Source organism: Roseovarius sp. A-2 (assembly GCF_002072155.1).
Lineage (GTDB): Bacteria > Pseudomonadota > Alphaproteobacteria > Rhodobacterales > Rhodobacteraceae > Roseovarius.
Window position 1 is genome coordinate 39,593 of record NZ_BDIY01000025.1, and the last position, 26,945, is coordinate 66,537.

Annotated in this window: 27 protein-coding genes and 1 pseudogene; 8 read left to right on the forward strand and 20 right to left on the reverse strand. The window is 62.6% G+C overall.

The window, feature by feature from the left end:
• Position 1: 1 nt before the first annotated feature.
• From era to folK, 9 genes are all read right to left on the reverse strand, one after another.
• Positions 2-907 (reverse strand): GTPase Era, encoded by a 906-nt coding sequence (gene era / locus BHD06_RS19565; RefSeq protein WP_080458655.1) that lies wholly within the window; start codon positions 905-907, stop codon positions 2-4.
• Positions 904-1,590 carry a ribonuclease III gene (gene rnc / locus BHD06_RS19570; protein ID WP_080458656.1) on the reverse strand — a complete coding sequence of 229 codons (687 nt, stop codon included), beginning with the start codon at positions 1,588-1,590 and terminating at the stop codon, positions 904-906. The genes era and rnc overlap by 4 nt, the downstream gene beginning before the upstream one ends.
• Positions 1,587-2,417: a signal peptidase I gene (gene lepB, locus BHD06_RS19575; protein WP_080458657.1), complete on the reverse strand. Its 831-nt coding sequence runs from the start codon at positions 2,415-2,417 to the stop codon at positions 1,587-1,589. Before lepB ends, rnc begins: the two co-directional genes overlap by 4 nt.
• A 210-nt stretch (positions 2,418-2,627) precedes the next feature.
• A complete protein-coding gene (acpS, locus tag BHD06_RS19580) occupies positions 2,628-3,038 on the reverse strand; it encodes a holo-ACP synthase (protein ID WP_080458658.1) in 411 nt (136 codons plus the stop codon).
• A gap of 142 nt (positions 3,039-3,180) precedes the next feature.
• Entirely contained in the window at positions 3,181-3,930 is a 750-nt protein-coding gene (locus tag BHD06_RS19585) for a pyridoxine 5'-phosphate synthase (protein WP_080458659.1), read from the reverse strand.
• Positions 3,931-3,969: 39 nt separating this feature from the next.
• Entirely contained in the window at positions 3,970-4,650 is a 681-nt protein-coding gene (locus BHD06_RS19590; protein ID WP_080458660.1) for a DUF2062 domain-containing protein, read from the reverse strand.
• An 11-nt stretch (positions 4,651-4,661) separates the two neighbouring features.
• Positions 4,662-6,803 carry a bifunctional (p)ppGpp synthetase/guanosine-3',5'-bis(diphosphate) 3'-pyrophosphohydrolase gene (locus BHD06_RS19595; RefSeq protein WP_080458661.1) on the reverse strand — a complete coding sequence of 714 codons (2,142 nt, stop codon included), beginning with the start codon at positions 6,801-6,803 and terminating at the stop codon, positions 4,662-4,664.
• 32 nt (positions 6,804-6,835) lie between these two features.
• On the reverse strand, positions 6,836-7,189 hold the full coding sequence (rpoZ, locus tag BHD06_RS19600; RefSeq protein ID WP_080458662.1) for a DNA-directed RNA polymerase subunit omega: 354 nt from the start codon (positions 7,187-7,189) through the stop codon (positions 6,836-6,838).
• Positions 7,190-7,267: 78 nt separating this feature from the next.
• Positions 7,268-7,834: a 2-amino-4-hydroxy-6-hydroxymethyldihydropteridine diphosphokinase gene (gene folK, locus BHD06_RS19605; protein WP_080458663.1), complete on the reverse strand. Its 567-nt coding sequence runs from the start codon at positions 7,832-7,834 to the stop codon at positions 7,268-7,270.
• A gap of 144 nt (positions 7,835-7,978) precedes the next feature.
• On the opposite strand from folK, the gene BHD06_RS19610 reads away from it, so the two are divergent.
• The 7 genes from BHD06_RS19610 to dctP all read left to right on the forward strand — a co-directional run bounded on the left by BHD06_RS19610 (position 7,979) and on the right by dctP (position 15,177).
• Positions 7,979-8,551: an NYN domain-containing protein gene (locus BHD06_RS19610; RefSeq protein WP_080458664.1), complete on the forward strand. Its 573-nt coding sequence runs from the start codon at positions 7,979-7,981 to the stop codon at positions 8,549-8,551.
• A 45-nt stretch (positions 8,552-8,596) separates the two neighbouring features.
• Complete coding sequence (locus BHD06_RS19615) at positions 8,597-9,049, forward strand: YqaA family protein (RefSeq protein ID WP_080458665.1); 453 nt, start codon at positions 8,597-8,599, stop codon at positions 9,047-9,049.
• 97 nt (positions 9,050-9,146) lie between these two features.
• Positions 9,147-10,379 (forward strand): MFS transporter, encoded by a 1,233-nt coding sequence (locus BHD06_RS19620; protein WP_080458681.1) that lies wholly within the window; start codon positions 9,147-9,149, stop codon positions 10,377-10,379.
• 281 nt (positions 10,380-10,660) lie between these two features.
• Positions 10,661-11,611, forward strand: coding sequence for a 4-hydroxy-3-methylbut-2-enyl diphosphate reductase (ispH, locus tag BHD06_RS19625; RefSeq protein WP_080458682.1), 951 nt, complete (start codon positions 10,661-10,663; stop codon positions 11,609-11,611).
• Between the two features lie 636 nt (positions 11,612-12,247).
• Complete coding sequence (locus tag BHD06_RS19630) at positions 12,248-12,742, forward strand: TRAP transporter small permease subunit (RefSeq protein ID WP_080458666.1); 495 nt, start codon at positions 12,248-12,250, stop codon at positions 12,740-12,742.
• Entirely contained in the window at positions 12,739-14,064 is a 1,326-nt protein-coding gene (locus BHD06_RS19635; protein ID WP_176214415.1) for a TRAP transporter large permease subunit, read from the forward strand. Before BHD06_RS19630 ends, BHD06_RS19635 begins: the two co-directional genes overlap by 4 nt.
• Before the next feature lie 27 nt (positions 14,065-14,091).
• Positions 14,092-15,177 (forward strand): TRAP transporter substrate-binding protein DctP, encoded by a 1,086-nt coding sequence (gene dctP, locus BHD06_RS19640; RefSeq protein WP_080458667.1) that lies wholly within the window; start codon positions 14,092-14,094, stop codon positions 15,175-15,177.
• A 352-nt stretch (positions 15,178-15,529) separates the two neighbouring features.
• Here dctP and BHD06_RS19645 read toward each other — a convergent pair whose 3' ends face one another.
• From BHD06_RS19645 to BHD06_RS19690, 10 genes are all read right to left on the reverse strand, one after another.
• Entirely contained in the window at positions 15,530-15,817 is a 288-nt protein-coding gene (locus tag BHD06_RS19645; RefSeq protein WP_254892492.1) for an SDR family NAD(P)-dependent oxidoreductase, read from the reverse strand.
• Between the two features lie 47 nt (positions 15,818-15,864).
• A complete protein-coding gene (locus BHD06_RS19650) occupies positions 15,865-16,605 on the reverse strand; it encodes an aspartate/glutamate racemase family protein (RefSeq protein WP_080458668.1) in 741 nt (246 codons plus the stop codon).
• Positions 16,605-17,255, reverse strand: coding sequence for a flavin reductase family protein (locus BHD06_RS19655; RefSeq protein ID WP_080458669.1), 651 nt, complete (start codon positions 17,253-17,255; stop codon positions 16,605-16,607). The genes BHD06_RS19650 and BHD06_RS19655 overlap by 1 nt, the downstream gene beginning before the upstream one ends.
• Positions 17,255-18,250, reverse strand: a complete 996-nt coding sequence (locus BHD06_RS19660) for an ABC transporter ATP-binding protein (protein WP_080458670.1) — start codon at positions 18,248-18,250, stop codon at positions 17,255-17,257. The genes BHD06_RS19655 and BHD06_RS19660 overlap by 1 nt, the downstream gene beginning before the upstream one ends.
• Complete coding sequence (locus BHD06_RS19665) at positions 18,247-19,266, reverse strand: ABC transporter ATP-binding protein (protein WP_254892493.1); 1,020 nt, start codon at positions 19,264-19,266, stop codon at positions 18,247-18,249. The genes BHD06_RS19660 and BHD06_RS19665 overlap by 4 nt, the downstream gene beginning before the upstream one ends.
• Positions 19,267-19,277: 11 nt before the next feature.
• Positions 19,278-20,762 (reverse strand): chlorohydrolase family protein, encoded by a 1,485-nt coding sequence (locus tag BHD06_RS19670; protein ID WP_080458671.1) that lies wholly within the window; start codon positions 20,760-20,762, stop codon positions 19,278-19,280.
• Positions 20,759-21,955 carry an amidohydrolase family protein gene (locus BHD06_RS19675; RefSeq protein WP_080458672.1) on the reverse strand — a complete coding sequence of 399 codons (1,197 nt, stop codon included), beginning with the start codon at positions 21,953-21,955 and terminating at the stop codon, positions 20,759-20,761. The genes BHD06_RS19670 and BHD06_RS19675 overlap by 4 nt, the downstream gene beginning before the upstream one ends.
• Positions 21,956-21,969: 14 nt before the next feature.
• Entirely contained in the window at positions 21,970-22,920 is a 951-nt protein-coding gene (locus tag BHD06_RS19680) for an ABC transporter permease (protein WP_080458673.1), read from the reverse strand.
• Positions 22,917-23,888, reverse strand: coding sequence for an ABC transporter permease (locus tag BHD06_RS19685; RefSeq protein WP_080458674.1), 972 nt, complete (start codon positions 23,886-23,888; stop codon positions 22,917-22,919). The genes BHD06_RS19680 and BHD06_RS19685 overlap by 4 nt, the downstream gene beginning before the upstream one ends.
• 61 nt (positions 23,889-23,949) lie before the next feature.
• Positions 23,950-25,521: an ABC transporter substrate-binding protein gene (locus BHD06_RS19690; protein WP_139784810.1), complete on the reverse strand. Its 1,572-nt coding sequence runs from the start codon at positions 25,519-25,521 to the stop codon at positions 23,950-23,952.
• A gap of 266 nt (positions 25,522-25,787) precedes the next feature.
• Between BHD06_RS19690 and BHD06_RS19695 the strand changes: the two genes are divergently transcribed.
• Positions 25,788-26,492: a GntR family transcriptional regulator gene (locus tag BHD06_RS19695; RefSeq protein WP_254892494.1), complete on the forward strand. Its 705-nt coding sequence runs from the start codon at positions 25,788-25,790 to the stop codon at positions 26,490-26,492.
• A 248-nt stretch (positions 26,493-26,740) separates the two neighbouring features.
• Here BHD06_RS19695 and istB read toward each other — a convergent pair.
• Positions 26,741-26,945, reverse strand: a pseudogene (istB, locus tag BHD06_RS19700) (IS21-like element ISPkr1 family helper ATPase IstB); the annotation flags it as partial.

A 26,945-nucleotide genomic window follows, 5' to 3' on the forward strand; every position in this document is an offset into this window, starting at 1 on the left:
CCTAGGTCCCGTCCTTGAAATCCAGCCCCATCTCGGAATAGCGCTCCGCCTCATCCATCCAGCCGGTGCGCACTTTCACCTGCAGGAACAGATGGATACGCCGCCCGAGGAATTCTTCCAACTCTTCGCGCGCGGCCTTGGACACGGCCTTGATCGTCTCACCCTTGTTGCCAAGGACGATTCCCTTGTGGCCGTCGCGCAGCACATAGATGATCTGATCGACGCGGGCCGAACCGTCCTTGCGTTCTTCCCAGGCCTCGGTCTCGACGGTCAATTGATAGGGCAATTCCTGATGCAGCCGCAGCGTCAGCTTTTCGCGGGTCATCTCGGCGGCGATCATCCGCATCGGCAGATCGGCGATCTGATCCTCGGGATAGAGCCACGGGCCCTCCGGCACCTCCCCCGCCAGCCACAGGCGCAGATCGTCCACGCCATGGCCCCTTTCTGCCGAGATGAGGAATGTCCGCTCAAAACCGAACCGCTCGTTCATCTCCTTGGTCAACGCCAGCAGCACAGGTGCCTCCACCCGGTCTATCTTGTTGATCGCAAGGGCAATCCGGCGCCCCTTGGCGATATCCTGCAAGCCGTCGAGGATACGCTCCACCCCTTCGGTGACACCGCGATGCGCCTCGATCAGCAGCACCACGACATCGGCATCCGCCGCGCCGCCCCATGCGGCGGCGACCATCGCGCGGTCCAGTCTGCGGCGCGGCTGGAACAGGCCGGGCGTATCGACGAAAACAAGCTGGCTCTCACCCTCCATCGCGACGCCGCGAATGCGCGCGCGGGTGGTTTGCACCTTGTGGGTGACGATGCTGACCTTGGCGCCCACCATGCGGTTGAGCAGCGTGGACTTGCCCGCATTGGGCTCTCCGATCAGGGCGATGAAACCGGCGCGGGTGGTCATGTCTGGCTCTCCAATGCATCGAGCAGCGCACGCGCCGCCGCCTGTTCCGCCTGGCGCTTCGATCCGGCGGTGGCGCTTGCCTGCTCGCCGCTTTGCAGCCGCGCCGCGATGGTGAAGACCGGCGCGTGATCGGGCCCCGAGCGCGCCGTCTCGGCATAGTCGGGTGGCGGAAACCCGCGCGCCTGCGCCCATTCCTGTAGGGCAGTCTTGGCGTCGCGCGCGTCTTCCTTGACCGCGCCGATGCGCCCGCCCCAGAGCCGCAGCACCGTTGCGCGCGCCGCCTCGAAGCCTGCATCGACATAGACGGCGGCGATCACTGCCTCCATCGCATCGCCCAAGAGCGCCAGCTTGCGCCGCCCGCCCGAGAGCATCTCCGAGCGCCCCAGTTTCAGCACCGTGCCAAGGTCAATCTCACGCGCGACATCGGCGCAGGCTTCCTTGCGCACCAGCGCGTTGAAGCGCGGCGCAAGCTGGCCTTCGGTGGCGGCACGGTCATGCGCCAGGAGCGCCTCGGCCATCACCAGCCCAAGCACCCGGTCCCCGAGGAATTCCAGCCGCTGATTGTCATCGCGATTGGGCGAGGACATCGAGGAATGCGTCAGCGCCCGCACGAGCAGCGCGGGATCGGCAAATTCATGCCCCAGCCGCGCCTGAAATTCCGCCATGTCGCGTGACAGTTTCACTCCAGCCTCTCGAAGAACCGATCCCCGCGCCATGTCCAGAAGGCCAGCATTGAGGTGCCGGCAGAGGAAAAGATCACCCGGTTCGCCCGCCCGATCAGGTTCTCGTACGGCACAAAGCCGACACCGCCCACCGCCTGAGGAAAGCGCGAGTCGGTGGAATTGTCACGGTTGTCGCCCATGAAGAAATAATGCCCTTCGGGCACCGTAAAGACGCCGGTATGATCCGAGCGTTGGTCGCCGATATTCAGGATCGCATGGGAATGACCGTTGGGCAGGGTCTCGATCTGGCGGGATTTGGTGCACTCAGCCCCGGCGCCCACAACCCCGTTTTCACAGCGCGGGCGAATGCCCATCGGCCCCTGCCGCGCAAATTCCTCGCCAAACTCGCCCGCCGGTTCCAATTCGACCGGTTCCTCGTTGATATGCAATACGCCGTCGCGCATCTGGATGCGGTCGCCGGGCAGACCGATCAGGCGCTTGATGAAATCGGTGCCGTCGGCGGGATGACGGAACACGATGATATCGCCGCGCTCTGGCTCGCCGCCCAGGATCCGGGTGTTGTCGCCATCGAGAAAGCCGCAGATATCCTCGGCATCAACGTTGACAAAGCCCAGCCGGATCGACGGGCAGGAAGCATAGGAATAGCCATAGGCCATCTTGTTGACGAAGAGGAAATCACCAATCAGCAGCGTGTCCTTCATCGAGCCGGAGGGAATCCAGAACGGCTGAAAGAACAGCGTGCGAAACAGCCCCGCGATCACAAGGGCCCAGAACACCGTCTTGATCGTCTCGACGATGGAATTTCCTTTTTTGGCGTCAGATGCCATGGAGCCTCTCCGGATGGGGCAGATTTGGGTCTCGCGCTACATGCGGGGCGGGGCGCGGACTGTCAAGGCGCGAGGGGGTGTGATCGCCGGTGTGACAGGCAAGGTTGAGCAATACGCGGCTTGGGGGCAGGTGTAGAATCCGATTGAAGCACCCTGCGCGGAACGCGGCCAAAGGCCACCGCAACGACAGAAGAAGGCCATTCACGCCCCCTACCCAACCCCAGCCTTCGGCCGCGCCTCGATCACCACAAAGGCCTGTGCCCAGGGGTGATCGTCGGTCAGGGTCACATGGATGATCGCCTCATACCCCTCGGGCGTCATCTCGGCCAGCCGCTCGGCCGCCCATCCGGTGACATGCATCACCGGTTGCCCGGTCCCGAGGTTGCTGACCGCCATGTCCTTCCACGCAATCCCCATGCGCAGCCCGGTGCCGAGCGCCTTGGAGCACGCCTCCTTCGCGGCCCATCTTTTGGCATAGGTGCCGACCACATCGGCGCGACGTTCGGCCTTGGACTGTTCGATATCGGTAAAGACACGGTTGCGGAACCGATCGCCGAAGCGCTCCAGCGTGCGCGCGATACGCTCGATATTCGCCAGATCTGTGCCGATCCCAAGGATCATACCTGCCCTCCCCGTGCAAAGAGTGGAGAGCTCAGGCCGAGCGCCCGGGCGAGGATCAGGCCGAGCGCGAGACCGGCAGACGCCAGCCCTGCCCGCATCGCGCAAGGCTGGCAAGAGGATAAAAGCGTGCGCCCGGCCTGTCTCACCCGCGCGCCCCGTCCATCAGGCGGCGCATCTCGGCAATGGCCGGTCCAAGCCCGAGAAAGATCGACTCGCCAATGAGGAAATGCCCGATATTGAGCTCCATCACCTCGGGGAAGGCCGCGACGGGCTGCACGGTGTCATAGGTGAGGCCGTGACCCGCATGCACCTCCAGCCCCAATGAGTGCGCATAGGCCGACATCTCGCGCAGACCCTCCAACTCGCGGTCGCGTGTCTCGACATTGCCCTCGGCATGGGCGTCGCAATAGGCGCCGGTATGCAGCTCGATCACCTCGGCCCCGATCCGTTGGGCGGCGTCGATCTGACGTTTGTCGGCGGCGATGAAGATCGACACCCGGCAGCCCGCATCGCGCAGCGGTGCAATATAATGCGCCAGCCGGTTTTCCTCGCGCGCCACCTCGAGCCCGCCCTCGGTGGTGCGTTCCTCCCGCTTTTCGGGCACGAGGCAAACGGCGTGCGGCTTGTGGCGCAGGGCGATCTTCTGCATCTCAGCGGTCGCCGCCATCTCGAAGTTGAGCGGAACCGTCAGAACCTCCATCAGCCCGTCGATATCGGCGTCCGAGATGTGGCGGCGGTCTTCGCGCAGATGCGCGGTGATGCCGTCGGCGCCCGCCGCCTCCGCCAGCTTGGCGGCGCGCAGCGGGTCGGGGTAGGCCCCGCCCCGCGCATTTCGGACGGTGGCGACGTGGTCGATATTCACGCCAAGGCGCAGTTTTCCATCGGATGGCATCGGGCTCTTCCTCAGATCATGAACGGCTCGGGGTGCAACCTAGTCCCCTTTGCCGCGCCCGTCAGCCTCAATTGACGCATTATCCTTCTGTGCCTTCTTTTCCTTGATCGCCGTCCATTTCTCCCGCAGCACGCCCTTGCGGCGGTTCTGATAGGCGGTGATCACCGGCAGGCTGATGTAATAGGCGGCAAGGGCCGTCACGATACCGGGCACGATGCCGCCCACCATGTAGGGCAGGAACACCTCGTCGTAGAACAGATGCAGGCTGTGCCAGTCGGCCTGATGATCCGAAAAGATCGCCAGAACGTTGTTCTTGAGATCCTCGCCCGCATCCAGAAACTTGCCACCGAGCGAACGGCTGATCTCGTCCTCGGCCAACGTGTGCCGCCCTAGAATCGCATGCCCGGTCTGAAGCGAGATCACCCCGATCGGCACATAGGTCAGCGGATTGCCAAAGAAGGTGCCCAAGAGGGCGGCGGGGATATTGCCGCGCAAGATCATAGCCAACATCCCCGCGACCACGAAATGCAGCCCGTAGAATGGCGTAAAGGTGGTGAACACCCCCGCAAAGATCCCGCGCGCGATCCGGTCGGGCGGGTCGGGCAGCCGGTTCAGCCGGTGCTTGACATAGGTGAACGCCCGCGCCCAGCCACCCTTGGGCCAGAAAAAGTCAGCGATCACCTTCCACAAGGGTCGTCTGTCTCGGCGTTTGAAAACCACCTATGCGGCTCCTAGGGTTCATGGTTCATGCCGCCCCCGGTGCGGGACGGATCGCGATAGCGTTCGACGGCGGCCACATCGCTTTCTGCATCGAGCGCCGACAGCACCCCGTGCAGATGCTCGGCATCGCGCAATTCGACATCAACAAGCAGGCGATAGAAATCAGGTTTCCGGTCAACGAAAGTCAGGTCCGAGATATTGGCCTTCTGTTCGCCGATCAAGGTGCAAATCCTCCCCAGCACGCCCGCATCGTTGCCGATGGTGAGGTCCAGTGTCACATCATAGGCCGCCGGGTGGGTGCCAGTATGCCAGTGCAGGTCCATCCAGCGACCCGGCTGACTGTCATATTGCGACAGGGTTTCGCAATCTATCGCATGGATCACCACGCCGCGCCCGCGATAGGTGATCCCGACAATGCGCTCGCCCGGCAGCGGCTGACAGCAGCGCGCCCGCTCGAAACTCTGATCCGCCTCGAGGCCGATCACCGCGCGGTCGCGGGCCACCTCGTCGGACGGATCAGGGGCGAGATCGGGATAGACCGCGTTCAGCACCTGTTGTGCGGTCAGTTCGGCACTGCCCAGCCGCGCGCGCACCTCGTCGGCATCTCGCAGTCGCAGCGTGCGCGCGGCGGCCTCCAGCGCCTTGTCAGTGGCCTTCTTGCCGACATGCTCGAAGGCCGAACGCGCCAGTTCGCGGCCAAGCTTGATATAACGCCCCCGATCCAGTTCGCGCAGGGCACGACGGATGGCGGCGCGCGCCTTGCCGGTGGTTGCGATATCCAGCCATGTCGCCTGCGGCGTCTGCCCATCGGCGGTGATCACCTCGACCGATTGCCCGTTCTTGACCCGGGTCCAGAGCGGCACGCGCATGCCGTCCACCTTGGCCCCCACGCAGGCATGCCCGATGCGGGTGTGGATCGCATAGGCGAAATCAATCGGCGTCGCGCCGCGCGGCAGCTTGATCACGTCGCCCTTGGGGGTAAAGCAGAACACCTGATCGGCATACATCTCGAGCTTGACCGCCTCGAGGAAATCCTCGTGATCCTCCTCGGCGTCGAACTGCTCGCTCATGCTGGAAATCCACTTGGCCGGATCGACAGCAAAGGGGTTTTCAGTGCGCACACCGTCACGGTAGGACCAATGCGCCGCCACACCCGTCTCGGCCACGTCATGCATCGCCTGCGTGCGGATCTGCACCTCGACCCGCTTGCCGTCGCGGCCCGACACGGTGGTGTGAATAGAGCGGTAGCCGTTCGATTTCGGCTGGCTGATATAATCCTTGAACCGCCCCGGCACGGCGCGCCAACGTTGATGAATGGCCCCCAGAGCACGATAACAATCATTCTCGGAGCGGGTGATCACGCGAAAGCCGTAGATGTCCGACAGGCGCGAAAAGCCCATTTCCTTTTCCTGCATCTTGCGCCAGATCGAATAGGGTTTCTTGGCCCGCCCAAACACATCCGCCTCAATCCCCGCCTTGTCCAACTCGTGGCGCATGTCGCTGGTGATGCGCTCGACCACATCGCCGGTCTCGCGTTGCAGGGTGATGAAGCGGCGGATGATGCTGGCCCGCGCCTCGGGATTGAGCACCCGGAACGCCAGATCCTCCAGCTCTTCGCGCATCCACTGCATGCCCATGCGGCCCGCAAGCGGCGCGTAGATGTCCATCGTCTCGCGCGCTTTCTGCGCCTGTTTCTCGGGGCGCATCGCCTTGATGGTACGCATGTTGTGCAGACGGTCGGCAAGTTTCACGAGGATCACCCGCAGATCCTTGGACATCGCCATGAACAGCTTGCGGAAATTCTCGGCCTGCTTGGTCTCGGAACTCGAGAGTTGAAGATTGGTCAGCTTGGTGACGCCATCGACCAGGTCCGCCACCTCGCGGCCGAATTTCTCCTCGACGATACGGTAGGACGCCTTGGTGTCCTCGATCGTGTCGTGCAAAAGCGCGGTGATGATCGTCGCGTCATCCAGCCGCTGTTCCGTCAGGATGGCGGCGACCGCGACAGGATGGGTAAAATAGGGCTCGCCCGAGTGGCGAAACTGCCCTTCATGCATCGCGCGACCGAAATCATAGGCCGCGCGAATCAGCGCCTCATCGGTGCGAGGGTTGTAGTGGCGGACCAGCGTGATCAGGTCATCAACGGCGATCATCGGTGTCGCGCCTTGCCGTTGTTCAGGGTGGCTTAGCCTTGACCCTGGGCTTCCATTAGGGCGCGGAGCAGCTTTTCTTCCGACATGTCGTCGGCTTCGGGCTTGTCCGCCTCTCCCCCCATCAGCAGGGCCATGGAATCCTCTTCCGGCTCATCCACCTCGATCTGGGTCTGATTCGATTCGATCAGCCGCTCGCGCAGATCATCCGCCGATTGGGTTTCCTCGGCGATCTCGCGCAGGGCGACAACCGGGTTCTTGTCGTTGTCGCGATCCACCGTCAGCGACGATCCAGAGGCAATCTCACGGGCGCGGTGCGCGGCGAGCATCACCAGATCGAATCGGTTCGGAACCTTGTCAACGCAATCTTCAGTCGTAACGCGGGCCATAAGACCTCCGGGTAGGGTTTGGGCGTAAATCAGAAGCCCCCTATCTAGGGCGTCGAAACCGGATTTACAAGCGTAGAATCAGAGTGCCACAACCGTGTCGCGCGCCTCTTGCGGCAGGGCCTCCAGCATCTCGCGCACCGAGAGCCCAAGCACCGGGTGCCTCCAGTCCGGGGCCACGTCGGCCAGCGGCACCAACACGAAGGCGCGCTCATGCGCACGCGGATGCGGCAGGATTAGATGATCGGGCGCGCGCGCCTGCTGCGCCCGCGCGTCAAGCGCGCGCCACACCTCGTATCCCGCGCGATCAGGCCGCACCAGATCGTCAATGCCGATCAGATCGAGATCGAGCGTGCGCTGGCCCCATCGCGCGCGGCGCTCGCGCCCGAACGCCGCCTCGATCCTGTGCAGCGCGGCCAGTACCGTCTCTGGATCGCCGAGCATGCGCAGGGTTGCGGCGGCGTTAACAAAATCCGGGCCGCTGCCCGGCGGGAAGGCCGGTGTGCGGTAAAAGCGGCTCACCGCGTCGATCCGCGCGCCAGTCGCCGTCAGATGCTGCAACGCGGCATCGACGGTCTGCTGCGGAGGCCCCGCCCTAGACGGCATGTTTCCACCGATGGCGATCAAGCATTGTTGAACCGACGTCATGCCCAACCTATCCTTTTGTGACATAGCATGCGCTTGCGCAGCTTTCGATAAACCCCTAACTCAATTCCCTGCCTTGCCCGGTCCGGACCACTCACACCACTCACTCTCACGGACAAGGCATACCGATTTGGAAGGACATTAATCATGTTTTACAAGGACGATCGTTTGGCGTTGTTCATTGATGGTTCGAATCTTTATGCGGCCGGCAAGGCGCTTGGTTTCGACATCGACTACAAACTCCTCCGTTCCGAGTTCATGCGCCGCGGAAAGTTGCTGCGCGCATTCTACTACACTGCGTTGCTGGAAAATGACGAGTATTCGCCAATCCGCCCGCTGGTCGATTGGCTGCATTACAACGGCTATTCCATGGTCACGAAACCGGCCAAGGAATACACCGACAGTCAGGGCCGCCGCAAGGTCAAGGGCAACATGGATATCGAGCTTTGCGTCGACGCGATGGAACTCGCGCCGCGCGTCGATCATATCGTGCTCTTCTCCGGCGATGGCGATTTCCGGCCGCTGGTCGAAAGCCTGCAACGTCAGGGCGTGCGCGTTTCGGTCGTTTCGACGATCCGCAGCCAGCCGCCGATGATCTCGGACGACCTGCGCCGTCAGGCCGACAACTTCATCGAACTGGCCGACCTAAAGGACGTCATCGGGCGCCCGCCGCGCGAGTATCAAAACGACCGGCAGGAGGCCTATGCCGAACAGGACTGACGTAATCCTGACACGGCTTTGCAATGACGCCCGGATCTGCCACGCATGAGCATGGAGGATCCGGGCGTTTTGCTGCAAATGGGCGGGCTGTTTCTGGCGGCGTTCGGCGCGGCCACGATCCTGCCGTTTCAGTCCGAAGTGGTCTTTGTCGCCCTGCAACTGGCGGGCACCGCCTCGCTCACGTGGCTGATCGTGGTGGCGAGCGTGGGCAACACGCTCGGTGCCGTCGTCAACTATGTCATGGGGCGCGGGATCGAGCGGTTTCGCACCCGCCGCTGGTTTCCCGTGAATGCCGCACAACTGGCCCGCGCGCAACGCTGGTATGCTCGCTGGGGCGTCTGGACCCTGCTGATGAGCTGGGCCCCTCTGGGCGATGCGTTCACCGTGATCGCAGGCGTCATGCGCACACCGGCCTGGCTGTTTCTCATACTTGTGACCATCGCCAAAACGGGGCGCTATGTCATCCTCGCTTGGTTGACGGTGCAGGCAGGCGGCTGAGGGTCTTCAGCGCGATCCGTGATGGTGCTGATCACAAAGCCTGAATTGACGCCAACCCCAATTGCCGTACGCTGCGCCCGAACCGCGCGAGGCCCCGATGCAGAAATCCGCCCCCCTTATCACGCCCGTCCTGATCGCGGGCTGCACGATCATCCTGATCTCCTTCGCGATCCGGGCCTCGTTCGGGGTGTTCCAGATCCCGATCGCCGAGGAGTTCAACTGGCCGCGCGCCGAATTCTCGCTCGCCATCGCGATCCAGAACCTTGCCTGGGGGATTGGCCAGCCGATCTTCGGGGCCCTGGCCGAGAAACTCGGTGACCATAAGGCAATCATCCTCGGCGCGCTGACCTATGCGGCGGGGCTGGTGCTGTCGTCCTTCGCGGTCACCCCCGAGGCGCATCAGATCTACGAGATCCTCGTTGGTTTCGGCATCGCGGGCACCGGCTTTGGCGTGATTCTCGCCGTGGTGGGGCGCGCAAGCTCGGACGCGAACCGCTCGATGAGCCTTGCCATCGCCACCGCCGCCGGATCGGCGGGGCAGGTGTTCGGCGCGCCGCTGGCCGAATTCCTGCTATCGGTGATGACATGGCAGGGCGTGTTCCTGATCTTCGCCGCCGTGATCCTCTGCGTATTGGCGATGTTGCCGATGATGCGCGCGCCCGAGCCGGTGGATCGCAGCGTGATCGAGGAGTCGATGGGCACGATCCTGCGCCGCGCGTTTCGCGATCCCTCCTATACGCTGATCTTCCTCGGGTTTTTCAGCTGCGGCTATCAGCTGGGCTTCATCACAGCGCATTTCCCGGCCTTCGTGACCGAAATGTGTGGCCCGATCCTGCCCGGCGGCGCGTTGCACAAGATCGGCATCACCACCACCTCGGCGCTTGGCGCGGTGGCGATCTCGGTGATTGGCCTCGCCAATATCGCGGGCACGCTGGCGGCGGGCTGGCTGGGCCACCGCTATTCCAAGAAGAACCTGCTGGCGGGCATCTATCTGGGCCGCACCCTGATTGCGGCGGCCTTCATCATGACCCCGATCACGCCCGCCACGGTGCTCTTGCTCTCGGTCTCGATGGGGGCGCTGTGGCTGGCGACGGTGCCGCTCACCTCGGGTCTGATCGCGCAGATCTACGGGCTGCGTTACATGGGCACGCTCTACGGGATCGTGTTCTTCTCGCATCAGCTTGGCAGTTTCATGGGCGTCTGGCTGGGCGGCAAGCTCTATGACCTGCACGGCGACTACACGCTGGTGTGGTGGATCGGCGTGGGCGTCGGCGCGTTCTCGGCCATCGTGCATCTGCCGGTCAGGGAGCAACGCTTGAAGGTGGCGTGACAGGCCGCACAAGTTTTGGCGTAGATCTGCCCACCGCCCCCGCGTCGCAATACGGCAAGAGCCCGTCAGACGCGCCCGCCGCGATGGGGGACACAAAGCCGGTCACAGCGATCACGGCGATCTTCATCTTGCGCATGGAGATCGCCGTTTCGATCCTCTCGCGGCTGCATCTCGCCTTCCTCCGATGGAAGGTCAAGCCCGATGTAACGGCGGATTCTGGCCCGCCTCCCTTTACGCCGCGCGCCACCTGCCTTACCTCTGATCCGAGCAGGAGACGCGCCATGACCAAGCCCCCCCTCACCCTCTATCTCGCCGCGCCGCGCGGGTTCTGCGCCGGTGTGGACCGCGCGATCAAGATCGTCGAGATGGCGCTCGAAAAATACGGCGCGCCGGTCTATGTCCGCCATGAGATCGTACATAACAAATACGTGGTCGATGACCTGCGCGCCAAGGGCGCGGTCTTTGTCGAGGAGCTCGACGACTGCCCCGATGACCGCCCGGTGATCTTCTCTGCCCATGGCGTACCCAAATCGGTGCCCGCCGAGGCAGCGGCGCGGCAGATGCTCTTTGTCGATGCCACCTGCCCGCTGGTCTCCAAGGTGCATATCGAGGCCGAACGCCACCATGAGAACGGCCTTCAGATCGTGATGATCGGCCATGCGGGCCACCCCGAGACGGTGGGTACAATGGGCCAATTGCCCCCGGGCGAGGTGCTGCTGGTCGAGACGCCCGGCGACGTGGCCATGCTGGAGGTGCGCGACGAGACGCGCCTCGCCTTCGTGACGCAGACCACGCTCTCGGTCGATGACACCGCCGAGGTGGTCACAGCCCTTCAGGCACGGTTTCCGGCCATCAAGGGCCCGCACAAGGAAGACATCTGCTACGCCACCACCAACCGGCAAGAGGCAGTCAAGGCGATGGCGCAGAGGGCCGAGGCGATGCTGGTGGTGGGCGCGCCCAACTCGTCCAATTCCAAACGCCTGGTCGAGGTCGGCGCGCGCGCCGGGTGTTCCTATGCGCAGCTTGTCCAGCGGGCCACGGATATCGACTGGCGCGCATTGCAGGGCATCACCTCTATCGGCATCACCGCCGGGGCCTCGGCCCCCGAGGTTCTGGTGAACGAGGTGATCGACTCAGTCCGCGCCCACTATGACGTAACCATCGAACAGATAGAGACCGCACAGGAAAACGTCGAATTCAAGGTGCCGCGAGTGCTGCGCGAGACGGCGTAAGAGGCAACCGGTTTGCGATCCATGCGGTGGTCGCGCGGGACTGCCATGGGGGGTCTAAGCAGCCACAGCCACAGCCACAGCCACAGTTGTGGTCATGTCGCGCATGCGTCGCAAGATACGCGCCAGCTCCGAAATGTGTGTCATAGGACCCGGAATCGAGCCGGTGCGCCTGAAGCCCGGCTCCTCGTTACACACATTCGACGCGTCATCCGCCATCTTGCAAGGAACTGAAAACGTGCGCTTAGTTTTGAATTAGACTCTTAGAGCGCCGAACTTCGGAAAGGCCCTAGTTTGATCACGCCGTATCACCCAAAATCGCGTATGGCTCAGAGTGTTGCAATCCGAACCTTTGCCGAAGATCGACGGTGGCCGCCACAATCACCACCGGCCGCGTAGCTCGCGTTACGCCGGGGGCTCCGCGCACGGCCTCTTTCACCATCTCACGGGACACAGCCAAGGCTCATTACGGAACCAGCCGACCTTGAAGTGCCAAAGTAGTGCTAGATCAATGACCTACGTAGAACTACGCTACCGGTTGAATCTCAGCTTCAAACACGCGATGGTTTCCACGATCACGAATGTCATCGCCTTTATCGGCGCTGGCATGCGTGAATGCGGCATGGGGGAGGTGACGCAATGTTGAAAACCGTAATCAATGGTTTGAACGAAACCGTTGGTCGGATCGTATCGGTTATCGCCATCATTTTCGCAGCCATTATCATCTATGATGTGGTCCTGCGCTACGTGTTCAGCGAGCCGACGCGGTGGGCGTTCGACGTCTCCAAACAGCTCTTCGGTTTCTACTTCGTGCTGCTGGGTGGCTATGCCCTGCGCCACGGCGCGCATGTGCGCGTGGACATTCTGACCGAGAAGCTTGGGCGCGGCGGACAGCGGATCGCGGATCTCCTGGGCTACGTGATTTTCTTTTTCCCCTTCGCTTGGGTGTTCCTCACCCGGTCCTGGGAGTTTGCCTCGCGCTCCTGGGCACAAGGCGAGGTCACCTATGGGGCCATTCAGATGCCGGTCTACCCGCTCAAGATGGCGATGTGTCTGGCTGCCGGGCTGTTGCTGTTGCAGGGCTTTGCCGAGGTTCTCAAGATCGTCTTCGACCGGCAGGAGGCCACCGAATGAATCCCGAACTGATCTCTGCCCTGATGTTCGGCCTGTTGTTGATCGGCCTGTTCCTCGGGCATCCGCTTGCCTTCGTGCTGGGCGGCACCGCCGTGCTGACCGCGATCATCGCGGGCAAGCCGATGGTTCTGGGCATCGTGATCAACCGCATCTTTGGCGATGTGCTCGACAATTACACGCTGATCGCCATTCCGCTCTTTGTGCTAATGGCGCGATTTCTATCGGATTCGGGTGTCACGGACCGTATGTTCGAGACCCTGCGCCTGATGCTCAGCCAGGTGCGCGGGGGGCTGGCGCTGGCGGTGGTGTTCATCTCGATCTTGCTGGCGGCGACGACCGGCATCATCGGTGCCTCGATCACCGTAATGGGCGTGATGGCGCTGCGCCCGATGCTGCAATATGGTTATGCGCCCTCGCTCACCGCCGGGGTGATCGCCGCCTCGGGCTGTCTGGGCATTCTCATCCCGCCGTCGATCATGCTCATCCTGATGGCCAGTTACTCGCCGCTCTCGGTGGGGGAACTGTTCGCAGGCTCGATGATCCCCGGCGTGCTTCTGGGCCTCAGCTATGCTGTCTATGTCTATATCATCTCGGTGCTGCGCCCCGACCTGGCCCCGGCGGTGGAACCCGAGGAGAAGGTCGAGCGCGCCACTCTAATGAAAATGCTGATGGTCGAGGCGCTGCCGCCCCTGGTGCTGATCTTCGGTATTCTTGGTTCGCTTCTGGCGGGCATCGCCACCGCAACCGAGGCCTCTGCCATCGGGGCTGCGCTGGCCCTTCTGATCGTGATCGCACGCGGGCGGTTTCAGCTTGGCACCTTCTACAGCGCCATGCTGGAGACCGGGCGCACCTCGGCGATGATCCTCTTTATCGTGATCGGGGCCACCGCCTTTACCGGCGTGTTTAACATCACCGGGGGGCTACGCGCCACGCAAGAGCTGATCCGCATGCTGGACATGGAGCCGTGGATGTTGATCACGATGATGATGTTCATCGTTTTCATCCTCGGAGCGTTTCTCGACTGGACAGGGATCGTGCTGCTGTCCTTCCCGATCTTCCTGCCGATCATTCAGGACATGCCTGAAGTGAACCTGCTGTGGTTCGTCGTGCTGATGGCCGTCGTGCTGCAAACTTCGTTCCTGACGCCGCCATTCGGCTATGCGCTCTTTTACCTGCGTGCCATCGCGCCCAAGGATTTGCGCACCGCGTCCATCATTCGCGGCGTCCTGCCGTTCATCGCGCTGATCATCGTGATGTGCGTGCTCGTCGCGGTGTTCCCGGCGCTGGTCACTTGGCTGCCGGATGTCCTCTACACCAAATAACCACCAACCATGAAAAAGGGAGATATCATGACCATCAAGGCATTCGTTCTTGCGGCAGGGGCCGCAACCGCGCTCGCCGGGCAGGCCACAGCGCAAGAGACCTGGACGATGACCACCACCTGGCCGTCCTCGCTGGAACTGATCGAGACCGACAAGCACTTTGTCGATCTGGCCAACAAGCTGACCCAAGGCGAGTTGTCGATCGAATTCTTCGACGGCGGCTCGCTCGTCCCGGCTGGCGAGGTCTTTGGCGCGGTCGAGTCGGGCACAATCCAGGCGGGTGCAGACTGGCCCGGTTACTGGGCCGGGCGCGACGCGGCCTTCTCGCCGCTGGCAACCACGCCAAGCCTCTTCAACGCCGTGGATTACGTGAACTGGATCCAGCAATGGGGCGGTGCCGAGCTCTATAACGAGATCTACGGCCAGTATGACATGGTCTACCTGCCTTATGGCGTGACCAATAACGAGTCCGGCTTTCGCACCAACGAGCGGATCCAGAACCTCGAGGACCTGCAGGGCAAGCGCCTGCGCCTCTCGGGGCTGGAGCAGGGCATGTTGCTCGAACGCCTGGGCGGCAATCAGGTCTCCATGGCGGGCGGCGAAATCTATCAGTCGTTGGAGCGTGGCGTGATCGACGGGGCCGAGTTCTCGACCCCCAATGTCGACTGGTCGGGCGGCTTTCAGCAGGTCACCAAATACTGGGCGACCCCGGGCTGGCATCAGTCGGCCTCGGTCTTTGGCGTGATGATCAACAAGTCCGCTTGGGACGCGCTCAGCGCCGAGACACAGGAGAAATTGCAGATTGCCGCCGACGCGACGCTCCTGTGGTCGCTGGCCTTCACTGAAAAGCGCGCCACTGAGGCCTATGCCAAGTTTGACGAGGCAGTTGAGATCAACCGCTACGACGACGAGACACTGGCCAAGGTCCAAGAGATGGCAAACGAGGTGATCGTCGAGACCGCTTGCGCCAACCCCAACTCGGCCAAGGTCTATCTCAGCATGGTCGAATATATTGACGACTACGCACAGTGGCGCGATGCTTCAGCCCCGTTCAACCTCGGGCGCACACCCAACGGGCCCGATGCTGCCGCGCTGCGAGACTGCGCGCAATAGGGGACGGATTATCCTTTGGCATGCCCGCTGAAATGGCGGGCATGTGCACCGGTCGGACCGAACGAACACTGTAGTTTCAACGAGGTCCGACCCGTCGAATGTGAAATCAGCAAGCATTCTATTTAAGGATAGGCCAAGATGCGCGCCATCTTCGGTTATCCTTGCGGGTGTCCTTACCCGGTTGGCGTCTCCTTCCAATATGCGTCCTCGCTTGGGAAGACGGCCAATTGCCAGTCGCTGGTGTCTGTGACGCTGGCCATAAGCATCGCACGCTCGATGGCCGCGTCCAGGCCGTGCCAGGTGAAGACGTCTGGCTCGTGGGTGAGCAGCGATCGACCGAAGAGCAGAATTACTACGTATCGAACCTGCCGGTCGAGGCCATTCTCAAGACATTCGCCGGCACCATCAAGGCCCGGTGGGTCGCCTGCTCGGGAATCTGCTTTTCCACCAGCGGCGTCTTGACGTAGCCGGGGCAGATCACGTTGGTCCGCACGCCTTTTTCGCCGCCTTCCTTGGCGGTTGTCCGTGCCAGACCCATCAGGGCGTGCTCGGCCGAGATATAGGGTGCCTTGGGCGTCGAGCCCTCCTGCGAACGCACCGAGCCCATGTAGAGGATCGTGCCCGAGCCCTGCTTGTACACCGTTTACGGTAGATCAAGCTTAGTGAACGTTCTTAATCTGGGTCATTTCAGGCCTCTAGCGCCATCTCACGCAACTGTTCGAACCCGCCCGTTTTATCCCGCGGCGCGGCGTAGGCACCGACCTTGGAGGTGGTGTAGCCCATGCCCGTCAATGCCTCGGCCAGGCGGGTGGCGGCGGTGACACCGTCGATCACCGGCATACCGGTCTCGGCGGTAAGACGAGCGCAAAGCGCGCTCATGCCTGCGCAGCCCAGTATCACCGCCTCGGCCCGGTCCACATCACGGGCAGCGAGGATCTCGGCGGTGAGACACGCGGCAGCCGTGGTCTCATCTTCCTCGATCGCCAGAACGGGCATGTCCACCGCACGGACCCGGCGACAGCGGCGGCCGGCGCCATACTGCTCGACGAGGTCCTCGATGATCGGAACGGAGCGGGACAGCGAGGTCACCACCGAGAAACGGCTGGAAAGAAGCAGCGCGGTATGGATCGACGCCTCACAGATGCCGATGACGGGACGGGTGGCGACCTCGCGCGCGGCCCCGAGGCCCGGGTCGTCGAAACAGGCGATCACATGCGCGTCGACGCCGCGCGCCTCGGCCTGACGGATCTGGAACAGCATCGGCGGCACGCAGAGCGACTCGTCCGTGTGCCCCTCGATCGAGGCAGGGGAGGTGGTGCCGCCGGTCAGATCGATCACCGTGCCGGGAGAGGCCACGCGGCGGGCGGTACGGCCGATCTGCTCGGTCATGCCGGTGCTGGCATTGGGGTTCACGACATGAATGCGCATCAGACGGATCCTGCGGGCAAGGGGGTGGTGCCAACCTCGTGCGGGGCGAGATGGGCGGGTTTCCTGAGCTCAAACTGCCGGTCGCTGGTGATATAGTTGTCGGCATGGAGCCGGGCGATGGGCTGATAGACGCCAGGGTCGACATAGCGGCCATGGCCGTCGAGGCAGTCGTCGCGCACATGCATTTCGACCACCTCGCCAATGACGATAGCACGTCCGGGATAGTCGATGATCCGCTCTATTCGGCATTCCATCGCGCAAGGGGTGGTGGCGATGCGGTCGGCATTGATCTGATCGCAGAGATCGGCGGGAAGCCCTGCAAAGTCGAGCTCATCCACGTCGTCGGCAAAGTTGACGCCACAAAGGATCATCTGCTCGGACAGCGCCATGTCGACCATGTTGACACAGAATTCCCGAGTGCGGCGGATATTTGCGATCGTGTCCTTTTCGCTGCCGTTAGGCCGGGCGGAGACGCCGATGATGACAAGTGGCGGCGCATGCGAGAAGACGTTGAAAAAGCTCATGGGCGCAGCGTTGGCATGTCCACCCGGAGAGCGGGTGGTGACAAGCGCAATGGGGCGCGGTCCGATGAAATTGGTGAGCAGGCGGTACCGGTCGGCGGGTGGAAGGCGAGTGAAATCGAACTGCATCACGTGTCCTTTCGGTCGAGAGCCGGTGCGCGGCCTTCTGCAACGGCGTGGCAACTGACCGAGGCGCGGCCATGGGCGCGCAACACCGGGTCCTCGCGACTGCATCGCGCGTCAGCCAGGGGGCAGCGCGGGTGAAAGGTGCAGCCGGGCGGCGGGTCGAGCGGGCTGGGCGGTTCACCCGTCTGCGGGCTGCGGTCGCGATTGGGGGCGTGGATGTCCGGGATCGTGCCGAGTAGCAGTTGCGAATAGGGGTGCTGCGGCGCGGTGAAGAGAACCTCGGCCGGGGCCATCTCGACTATGCGGCCGAGATACATGACGGCGATGGTGTCGGACATGTGTCGCACCACGCTGAGATCGTGGCTGATGAAAAGATATGTCAGGCCCAACTCCTGTTGAAGGCGTCGCATGAGGTTGAGGATCTGCGCCTGAACCGAGACATCGAGGGCCGAGGTAGGTTCATCGCAGACCAGAAGCTCGGGTTCCGAGGCAAGCGCGCGCGCGATGGAGATTCGCTGGCGCTGACCGCCGGAGAATTCATGCGGGAACTTGGCAACATCATCTGCGGCGAGCCCCACGATGCGTAGCAGGTCCTCGACCCGCTCGCGGGTCTCGTTCTCGGTCTTGCGCAGCTTCATCTCGCGGATGGGTTCCGCGATGATGTCGCCCACGCGCCAGCGAGGGTTCAGGCTGGATTGCGGGTCCTGAAAGATCATCTGAACGCGCACGGCACGACCCGCAGTGCCGGGGCCGAAGCGGATCTCGCCGGCGGAGGTGGAATAGAGTCCGGTCACGAGCCGCGCGACGGTGGATTTGCCGCAACCGGACTCGCCCACGATGCTGAAGCAACTGCCGCGCGGAATCGAGAAACTCACCTCGTTCACCGCCTTTACGAAAAGCCTTGGCTTGCGCTCCAGAACGCGGTTGAGCCAGGGCGCGGAGACGTCGAACTGCTTGGAGACGAGATCAACGGAGAGAATGGCGTCTGCGGTGCTCATTGGGTTCCTCCATCATGCAGGAAACAGGCGGCGCGGTTGCGGCCTGCGGCAACCATTTCGGGCCGGTCGAGGCGGCAGCGCGGCCCGGCCACGGAGCAACGCGGATTGAAGGCGCAGCCCGCGGGTCGGGTGTTGAGCCGAGGCATCGATCCGTCGATCTGTGTCAGTATCTCGACCCGGTCATGCAGGCTAGGGATCGCAGCCATCAGGCCCTTGGTATAGGGGTGCTGGGGATCGTGGATCACGTCCTCAACCCGACCCGTTTCGACCATGCGACCGGAATACATTACGGCGACACGGTCGGCGGTTTCGGCGATCACGCCCATGTCATGGGTGACCAGCATGATCCCGGTGCGGTGTTCCTTGCAAAGGCGGCGCAGCAGCGTGGTGATCTGTGCCTGGATCGACACGTCGAGAGCTGTGGTGGGTTCGTCGGCGATGATCAGGCCCGGTTCGGCCGCCAGCGCCAACGCAATCACCACGCGTTGGCGCATCCCGCCGGAAAACTGGTGTGGGAACTGCTTGAGCCGTTCCTCTGGCGCGGGAATGCCGACCTCGCGCAGCAGATGGAGGGCACGGTCGCGGGCCCCTTCCTTGCTCAGACCGGTGTGCAGGCGAATTGTCTCGACCAGCTGCGCGCCGATAGAAAAAAGCGGGTTCAGCGCGGTCAACGGATCCTGGAAGATCGCGCCCATCTCGCTGCCGCGCACTTTTGTCAGTTCGTCTTCGCTGAGCGTGTCCACACGGTGGCCTGCGACATGGATCTCGCCACCCGCGATGCGGCCGGGGGTCTCGAGCAGGCCAAGGACGGCAAGGCCGGTGATCGACTTGCCCGCGCCGGATTCGCCAACGACACCGAGTATCTCTCCGGGCTCTATGCGCATGGATACGTCGTCGATGGCGGTGAGTGTGCCGTGTCTTGTGGGGAACTCGACCGTGAGGTTCGAGACTTCGAGCACGGGAGGGGCAGTTGCGGTGCCGAGGTTTTCCGGCGAGATGGCAGATCGCAGCATCATCTTTGGGTCCTTCACATCTGGCGGTGATCCGAAAGTGGATAGGCGGGAGGAAAGATCGTTGCGAGCGGCGGGTGGCCCGCGGTGCGGTCCGGGTACTTGGCGAGCATGCCGTCGAACTGTGCCTGCGCTTGGGTGCGGGCCGCTTTCATGTCGATGCCCGCCACCTCCCCGGCGCGCATCGAGAGCCGACCATCCACGATGGTGGCGCGGGTAACGCGGCCAGTCGCGCCCAGAATGACGGTCTGCACGGGGTCTATCGCGGGCGCCATCGCCGTATCGTTCAGGTCGAACACGGCGAGATCGGCCTTGCCACCAGCGCGGAGCACACCGATGTCGTCACGGCCCAGAGCCTGCGCTCCATGAAGCGTGGCGGCATCCATGAACCGGGCAGAGGTGCAGGCGGCAATATCGCCATCGATCATGCGGGCCATCATCATGCCAACGGCCATGTTCAACACCATGTCGGGCGGGGCGGTATCGGTGCCCATCGCGATACGGATACCCATGTCGCGCAGTTTACGGAACGAGCGGAGAGCGCCGCCGTGTCGCGCGGCGACGAGCGGACAGTGGATGACCGTGACGCCATTGTCGGCATATCGGCGCAGATCGTCATCGGTCGCGACTGTGGCATGCGGGGCGAGCAGGCGGGAGTTGAGCAGTCCCAGGTCGCCCATCCATGCGGGCGCGGTCTTGCCATGGAGTGCCTGCACCGTGTCGTGCTCCATCGCGCCTTGTGCCATGTGCAGCCGGACGGGGCAGTCGATATCCTCCGCGGCAGCCATTGTGCGGCGCAGCACTGTTTCAGTGCAGGTCTCGACCCGGTCTGGAGCAAGCAGGGGGCTGACAATATCGTTGTCCTGCCATTTCCTGGCGAAAGCGATGGCGCGCTCGAGGCCGTCGAGGCCGCGTGGCTCGTCGAACTCGGGCATGATACGGCCATTCTCTTCGAGCACCATGCCGCCCGAGCGGTAGGCGGGCCCGAGCCAGACACGCAGGCCCAGCTCTTGCGCGGCCTCGGCGGCGGCGTCAAATTCGGCGGCGGTCTCGCCCCATTCGCGGTAAAAGAGCGAAGCGATGGGCGCGGCGCTGGTGATGCCGTTGAGAAGGAGCTGGCCGAAGGTGAACCGTTTCTGAAAGGCCAGTTCCTCGGGGCTGTACATTTCATAGGGGCCGCGATCGACATAGGCGCGCGGCCAGACGCGGCCTTTCTTTTCTCCGGGCCAGTTGTCGAAGGCGAGAAGCGTGGTGTCGAGATCCGAAAGCGCGTCGAGATCGACGAAGCCGGGCGCGATAAGCGCCTCGCCCATATTGTGACGCGCAGCAAGCTCGCCCTCAAAGGTGCCACCCACATGGATCACATGCGAGCCCTCGATCACCACATCGCCGTTCTCGACGAGGCGGCGGCCCTGCGGCGTGTCGGCGAGGATCCAGCGGGCGGAGAGCGCCCAGCGGCCCTGCGGACGCGTGCCGAGGGGGATGTCGGAAAAGCCGGTCACGGGGCCTGCACCAGAGTCTGGCCGTCCCGGGCGGTGACGTGGCCGCCCTTGACAACGAGCCGCCGCGGAGCGTGGGTAACGACGGCCTCCACCACGGTCTCGCCCGCGACCAGCAGAAGATCTCCGGGGGTGCCGACTGCAAGTTCACGGCGGGGTTTTCCCATCGCCTCGGCACCGCCGCCGGAGCAGATGTCAAGCGCGCGCTTGACCTCGGCGTCCATGCGGAGATTGTTGCGCAGGCCCACAAACTTGGCCCGTTCCAGCATGTCGCCATTGCCATAGGGGCCCCAAGTGTCCTGAATCCCGTCATTGCCGGCTCCGATGCGGATGCCATGCGCGTCGAGCTGTCTGACCAGCGGTACGGGGCAAGAGGCGGGCGCGGTGGTCATGATCGCCACGTCGAGCGCCGCGAGCCGTTCCAGCATCGCCTCAACGCGCGGATAATCCTGCATCCCGAGGCAGAATGCGTGGGAAATGGTGACCATCCCCCTCATGTCCAATGCCTGCGCACGGTCGAGGATCATCGCCATCGAGAAGAGTCCGAGTTCCCCGCTTTCATGCAGGTGAATATCGATCCCCTTGCCGTGTTTCTCGGCCAGGTCGAAGATGATGTCGAGATGACCCTTGGGGTCGTTATCCACGCCGCACGGATCGAGCCCGCCGACAAGGTCGGCCCCCATCGCAAGGGCCTGGTCCATCAGCTCGGCCGTGCCATCGCGGATCGTCAGGCCGGACTGAGGGAATGCCACGGTTTCGATCTCGACCACGTCGGCCAGAACCTCGGCGGTCCGCATGACGCCTTCGAGGGCGCGCAAGCCACCCTGGGTGTCGATATCCACATGGCTGCGGATCAGGGTCGCGCCGTAACTGGCGGTCTTGAGCGCGTGGCGCATGGATTGGACATGCGGGTCTAGGCCGAGGCGCTGTTTCATGTCGCGCTCGTTCTCGATCATCGCCATGAGCGAGGCACCGCCCACGTCGTTCTTGTACCAGGGCCAGCCCAGCAGCGACTTGTCGAGATGGGTATGGGCGTCCACCAGCCCCGGCAGGGCGATCAGGCCCATCCCGTCCTCGACCGGAACACCGGGGGCGTCGAGGTCCGGCGCGATTTCGGCAATGGTGCCATCGCGGATCAGGATGTCGGCGGGGTCACCGTCCTGGATGCGGACATTCTTGACAAGGAGAGGGGTCATTCTAGCGTCTTTCTTCAACGAAGTTTCGGGTTGAGCGCGTCGCGCAGCCAGTCCCCCAGCATGTTCACCGCGACCACGAGAATGCAAAGCTGGATCGACGGGAACAGAACGATCCACCACGAGCCCGAGAAAAGGTATTGATTGCCCACCCGGATCAGTGTGCCCAGCGAGGGCTGGTTCGGCGGCATGCCGACGCCAAGGAAGGACAGCGTCGCCTCGATCAGGATGGCAAGGCCGAAATTCAGCGTGGCGGCCACGAAGACCGGGGTCAGCGTGTTGGGCAGAATGTGCTTGAGCATCAAGCGCCGGGCAGGCGTGCCGACGAGGCGCGATGCCTGCACGTATTCCTTGCGCCGTTCCACCATCGCCTGCGCGCGCACGACGCGGGCATATTGCACCCAGGAATAAAGCGCGATGGCCAGCACGAGCACGACAGCGATGCCCGCCTCCCGCAGTTCGGGCGGCAACATGGCCTGGGCAACGGAACTGACGAGGATGGCGACGAGGATGATCGGGATCGACAGCAGCACATCGCCGATCCGCATGAGCACGTTGTCGACCCAGCCGCCGTAAAAGCCCGCCAACAGGCCGGCCATGACGCCGATGACCAGTGAGACCGCAACCGAGGCGATGCCGATAAAGATCGAGATACGGGTGCCGTAGAGGATGCCCGAGAGGATGTCGCGCCCCTGAACGTCGGTCCCGAGGATATAGGGCATCTGGCCGCCCTCCATCCAAACCGGAGGCAGTTCGGCGTTCCACAGCTCCAGCGCGGCGAGATCGTAGGGGTTCTGCGGCGACAGCACCGGGGCGAGCAGCGCGGCGAGGATCACGAGACCCAGCACGAGGGCCGCACCCATCGCGGATTTCGAGTGCCAGAAGCTCCACCACAGGTCGCTGTCGAGGAACAGACGCAGGCGCGTCTTGGGCTTGCGCGCTAGGTCGTGGGTAGGGATGTCGGTCATTTTTCGGCTCCGCGCAGGCGGGGATCAATCACCGCATAGGTGATGTCCACGATGGTGTTGAGCAGGACGAAGATCAGCGCCACAATGCAGAGATAGGCTGCCATGATCGGCACATCGACGAAGGTGACGGCCTGAATGAACAGAAGACCCATTCCCGGCCACTGGAAAACCGTTTCGGTCACCAAAGCAAAGGCGATTAGGCCGCCGATTTGCATTGCAGTCATGGTGACGACCGGCATCAGGCAATTACGCAGCGCGTGGCGGAAGTGGATGACCCGCGCGGGTACGCCGCGGGCGCGGGCGAATTTGATGAAGTCGGAACGCAGAACTTCGAGCATCTCGGCGCGTACGAGGCGCATCACCAGTGTGACCTGGAAAAGCGAGAGCGAGAGCGCGGGCAAGATGATGGACATGCGGCCCGAATGGGTCAGCAGGCCCGTGGACCACCAGCCGATATCCACTGTCTCACCGCGTCCGAAAGCAGGCAGCCAGCCAAGCCAGACTGAGAAAATCAGGATCAGTCCGATACCCACCACGAAACTGGGCAGCGAGACGCCGATGATCGAGGTGAACTGCATCGTCTCGGCATACCAGGTCTGACGCCGGATCGCCGTGATAACCCCCATCGGGATACCAACGACCAGAGAGATCAGAGTGGCCACGATCACCAGTTCGAACGTGGCAGGGAAGCGTTCGGAGATCATACCCAGCACGTCTTGCTGGTTGCGGAAAGAGATACCGAAATCGCCTTGAGCCGCGTTGGTCACGAAGGTTCCGAACTGTTTGATAAAGGACTCGTCCAGGCCGAGGCGCGTACGCAATTCGTCACGCTGCGTCTGGGTGGCCTGTTCGTTCAGCATCAGCTCTACCGGATCGCCAACGAAGCGAAAGATCATGAAGGCGATGAAGCTTACCGACAGCATCACGAAGATGGCATTGGCGGAACGTTTGATCAGAAAAGCCAGCATGGCTGCCTCCCTTTCGTGAAAAAGGAGGACGGCGCCGCAACGCCGCCCCAGTCGACGGGGATTACCTGGTCACGTACCAGAGCCGCGGCTTGTTATCGGGGAACTGGGGAAAATCCTCGAAATCGGACGAAGCCGCCCAGGCCATAGGCTGCTGGTGCAGCGGCATCATCACGATTTCTTCCTTGGCGATCCTGAGCGCTTCGGTCTCCATCGCCAGACGCTTCTCGCGATCGAGCTCCACTCCGGCGGCCTGGGTCAGGCGGTCGATGTCGGGATAGGACCAACCGCCCCAGTTAAAGACACCGGCATTTCCCTGCTTGCTGTGCAACATCTGGATCAGGATCGAATAGGTATCCAGCATCGGCAGTGTCGCCCAACCGATCGTGTAGACATCGGCCTGACCATTGGCACGCTTGGGTGTCTGTTTCGCGTTGGGTCCGATATCGAGGCGGGGCTCGAGTCCGATACGCGACCACATCGAGGCAATTGCCTGGCAGAACTGTTCCTCGTTCACGTAGCTTTCATTGGTGCAGATGAAATCGAACTCGAACCCATCCGCATAGCCGGCCTCGGCCAGCAGTCCTTTGGCGCGCTCGACATCGACGCCTACCACCTCGTCCAGCACCTCGGAATAACCGGGAATGGCGGGCGCAACCAGGGTGCCGGCGTTACGGGATTTGCCGCGCATCACCTTGTCACGGATCAGGTCCATATCCACGGCCATCTGCATCGCCTGACGGACGCGCAGATCGTTCATCGGGTTCTCGCCACCCGCGACCAATTCGTCGCGCCGGTTAAAGCCCAGCATGACGGTCCGCAAGTCTGTACGCTCCAGAACCTTGAGGTTCGGCGCGGCCTGAAGGCGCGGCAGGTCCTGCACCGGGACGCTGTCGATGAAATCGACCTCGCCGGACAGGATCGCGGCCACCCGGGTTGCGGCGGAGGTGACGGGCTGGAATTCGATCCGGGTCAGGTTGTGTGCGGGCTCGTCCCACCAGTCTGTGTTCGCGATCAGGATCGTCTGCGCCTCGGGCGTGCGAGATTCCAGCCTGAACGGGCCTGTGCCATTGGTATTGAAGGTTGCAAAGCCCTCGACGCCCGCGCTGACATCGGTCGGTTTCTCGGCGTTGTTTTCGACCAGCCAGTTCTTGTCGAAGATGAGAATGTTGGTCAGGTCGTTGAGCAGGAGCGGATAAGGGCCGGTCAACTCGATATCAATCGTGTACTCGTCCACCACCTCAGCGCTTTTGTAGGCGGGCAGGTTGCCCTTGAGCGGCGAAGTCTCATCGCTGACACGCTGGAGCGAGGCAAGAACGTCTTCAGCGGTGAAGGGATTGCCGTTGTGGAACTCGACCCCCTCGCGCAGCTTGAACCGCCAGGTGGTCGGAGAGACGATCTCCCAGGACTCGGCGAGGCCGGGCTCGATCTCGAGGTCGCGATTGAAGCGGACCAGCCCCTCGTAGATATGGTTCAGAAAGTTGATCGTGTAGCTGTCGCCATAGGAATAAGGGTCCAGCGAGACGATGTCGCGTGGCGCGCCCCATTTCACTGTGTCTGCCAGAGCGCCGGTTGCTGACAGCGTGGCAACCAGCCCACCGGCAAGTAGGGCCTTGGGGCAAAATCCTAGAATCATAATCAATTCTCCCTGTTATGGATACAATACGTAAAATTTTTGCATCCGTTTGATCCGCAATCCCATCAACACAACAAGAACCGGGGGATTTTTCTTCCTTCAAGGTGGGTTGATCACCCCGAGATACTATCGAACGTTAAGGGGCAGAATGCATCATGTCCACAAAAGATTCTAATATTGCATACAATTCATGTATTCGATACAAAATGCATCAGAGCTGGTATCATTTGTACGGCCCTGAGCGGGCCGATCCAACAGGCAGTTAAGTGACCAAAAACATGTACAAATCCTCCAAGCGCAGCTTTCCAGTCTATGACTCGTTGCGACAGGCGATCATCGAACAAGCATTGAAACCGGGTGTGAAACTCCCCGAGGATTCCATTGGCGAGACCTTTGGTGTGAGCCGAACGCTCGTACGCAATGCGCTGGTTCGGCTGGATGCAGAGGGGTTAGTCGACATCCAACCGAATCGTGGGGCGTCGGTGGCGGAGCCTACTATCGAAGAGGCGTACGACATCTTCGACATGCGACAGTGCCTTGAGCGCGAGGTAATGCACCGGCTGTGCCAGATGGAGCCTGGGCCTATTATCAAGGCACTCAAGGCGCACTTGGCAGAGGAGGACAAGGTCCTGGGCAAGGACGGCACGCGCTCGATCCGGCTGGCCGGGGAGTTCCATATCCTGCTGGCAGAGCTGACAGGATCGCAGATTCTCGCGAATTATGTCAACGAGATCGTCTCGCGGTGCTCATTGATCTTGGCGCGGTTCGCGCAGGCGCATTCGGCGGAATGCGGGGTTGAGGAACATGCCGAGATCATTGAGGCCATCGCCCGGGGGGATGCCGAGCATGCAATAACGCGGATGCACGGGCATCTGCGCGGGGTACAGGACAGAGCGCTGTTGAACCCAGAAGACGAACGCGAGGAGAACGTCGCCGCGATCCTTTCACGTTATCGTGGACCAGGCGGATAGGCTCACAATGGTGGCCGGTCAACGTCAACTCACCGGCTCCCAGTTCGAGCCCGAGCGTGGCGAGAGTGGCATCCAGCACGCCATCAACAGGCGTTGTTAGGCCAAACAGAAGGCGGTCTGTCAATCGGCATGCAATCCTGAGCCCCTATCGGCGCTTAAAAATGACCCCCTTATTCTGCGCAGGGGTAGCTGGCCCGATGCGGTGTAGCCATCACACAGCGCAGCCGCGTCGGGCCAGCGGGGCCTGGTTACTCCCTGGTCTTGAAGCGCCAGCTCTCGTTGCCGGTTTCGACGATGTCGCAGCGGTGGGTAAGGCGATCAAGTAGCGCTGTCGTCATCTTCGCGTCACCAAAGACCGATGGCCATTCACCGAAGTCGAGGTTGGTCGTCACGATGATGGACGTGCGCTCGTAGAGGCGACTGACGAGGTGGAACAGCAACTGGCCGCCGGTC

Coding starts and splice junctions, on each gene's coding strand:
- era (WP_080458655.1), bottom strand. CDS start 907: ATGACCACCCGCGCCGGTTTCATCGCCCTGATCGGAGAGCCCAATGCG.
- lepB (WP_080458657.1), bottom strand. CDS start 2,417: ATGGCATCTGACGCCAAAAAAGGAAATTCCATCGTCGAGACGATCAAG.
- acpS (WP_080458658.1), bottom strand. CDS start 3,038: ATGATCCTTGGGATCGGCACAGATCTGGCGAATATCGAGCGTATCGCG.
- BHD06_RS19585 (WP_080458659.1), bottom strand. CDS start 3,930: ATGCCATCCGATGGAAAACTGCGCCTTGGCGTGAATATCGACCACGTC.
- BHD06_RS19595 (WP_080458661.1), bottom strand. CDS start 6,803: ATGATCGCCGTTGATGACCTGATCACGCTGGTCCGCCACTACAACCCT.
- rpoZ (WP_080458662.1), bottom strand. CDS start 7,189: ATGGCCCGCGTTACGACTGAAGATTGCGTTGACAAGGTTCCGAACCGA.
- folK (WP_080458663.1), bottom strand. CDS start 7,834: ATGACGTCGGTTCAACAATGCTTGATCGCCATCGGTGGAAACATGCCG.
- BHD06_RS19610 (WP_080458664.1), top strand. CDS start 7,979: ATGTTTTACAAGGACGATCGTTTGGCGTTGTTCATTGATGGTTCGAAT.
- BHD06_RS19615 (WP_080458665.1), top strand. CDS start 8,597: ATGAGCATGGAGGATCCGGGCGTTTTGCTGCAAATGGGCGGGCTGTTT.
- BHD06_RS19620 (WP_080458681.1), top strand. CDS start 9,147: ATGCAGAAATCCGCCCCCCTTATCACGCCCGTCCTGATCGCGGGCTGC.
- ispH (WP_080458682.1), top strand. CDS start 10,661: ATGACCAAGCCCCCCCTCACCCTCTATCTCGCCGCGCCGCGCGGGTTC.
- BHD06_RS19630 (WP_080458666.1), top strand. CDS start 12,248: ATGTTGAAAACCGTAATCAATGGTTTGAACGAAACCGTTGGTCGGATC.
- BHD06_RS19635 (WP_176214415.1), top strand. CDS start 12,739: ATGAATCCCGAACTGATCTCTGCCCTGATGTTCGGCCTGTTGTTGATC.
- dctP (WP_080458667.1), top strand. CDS start 14,092: ATGACCATCAAGGCATTCGTTCTTGCGGCAGGGGCCGCAACCGCGCTC.
- BHD06_RS19650 (WP_080458668.1), bottom strand. CDS start 16,605: ATGCGCATTCATGTCGTGAACCCCAATGCCAGCACCGGCATGACCGAG.
- BHD06_RS19655 (WP_080458669.1), bottom strand. CDS start 17,255: ATGCAGTTCGATTTCACTCGCCTTCCACCCGCCGACCGGTACCGCCTG.
- BHD06_RS19660 (WP_080458670.1), bottom strand. CDS start 18,250: ATGAGCACCGCAGACGCCATTCTCTCCGTTGATCTCGTCTCCAAGCAG.
- BHD06_RS19665 (WP_254892493.1), bottom strand. CDS start 19,266: ATGATGCTGCGATCTGCCATCTCGCCGGAAAACCTCGGCACCGCAACT.
- BHD06_RS19675 (WP_080458672.1), bottom strand. CDS start 21,955: ATGACCCCTCTCCTTGTCAAGAATGTCCGCATCCAGGACGGTGACCCC.
- BHD06_RS19680 (WP_080458673.1), bottom strand. CDS start 22,920: ATGACCGACATCCCTACCCACGACCTAGCGCGCAAGCCCAAGACGCGC.
- BHD06_RS19685 (WP_080458674.1), bottom strand. CDS start 23,888: ATGCTGGCTTTTCTGATCAAACGTTCCGCCAATGCCATCTTCGTGATG.
- BHD06_RS19690 (WP_139784810.1), bottom strand. CDS start 25,521: ATGATTCTAGGATTTTGCCCCAAGGCCCTACTTGCCGGTGGGCTGGTT.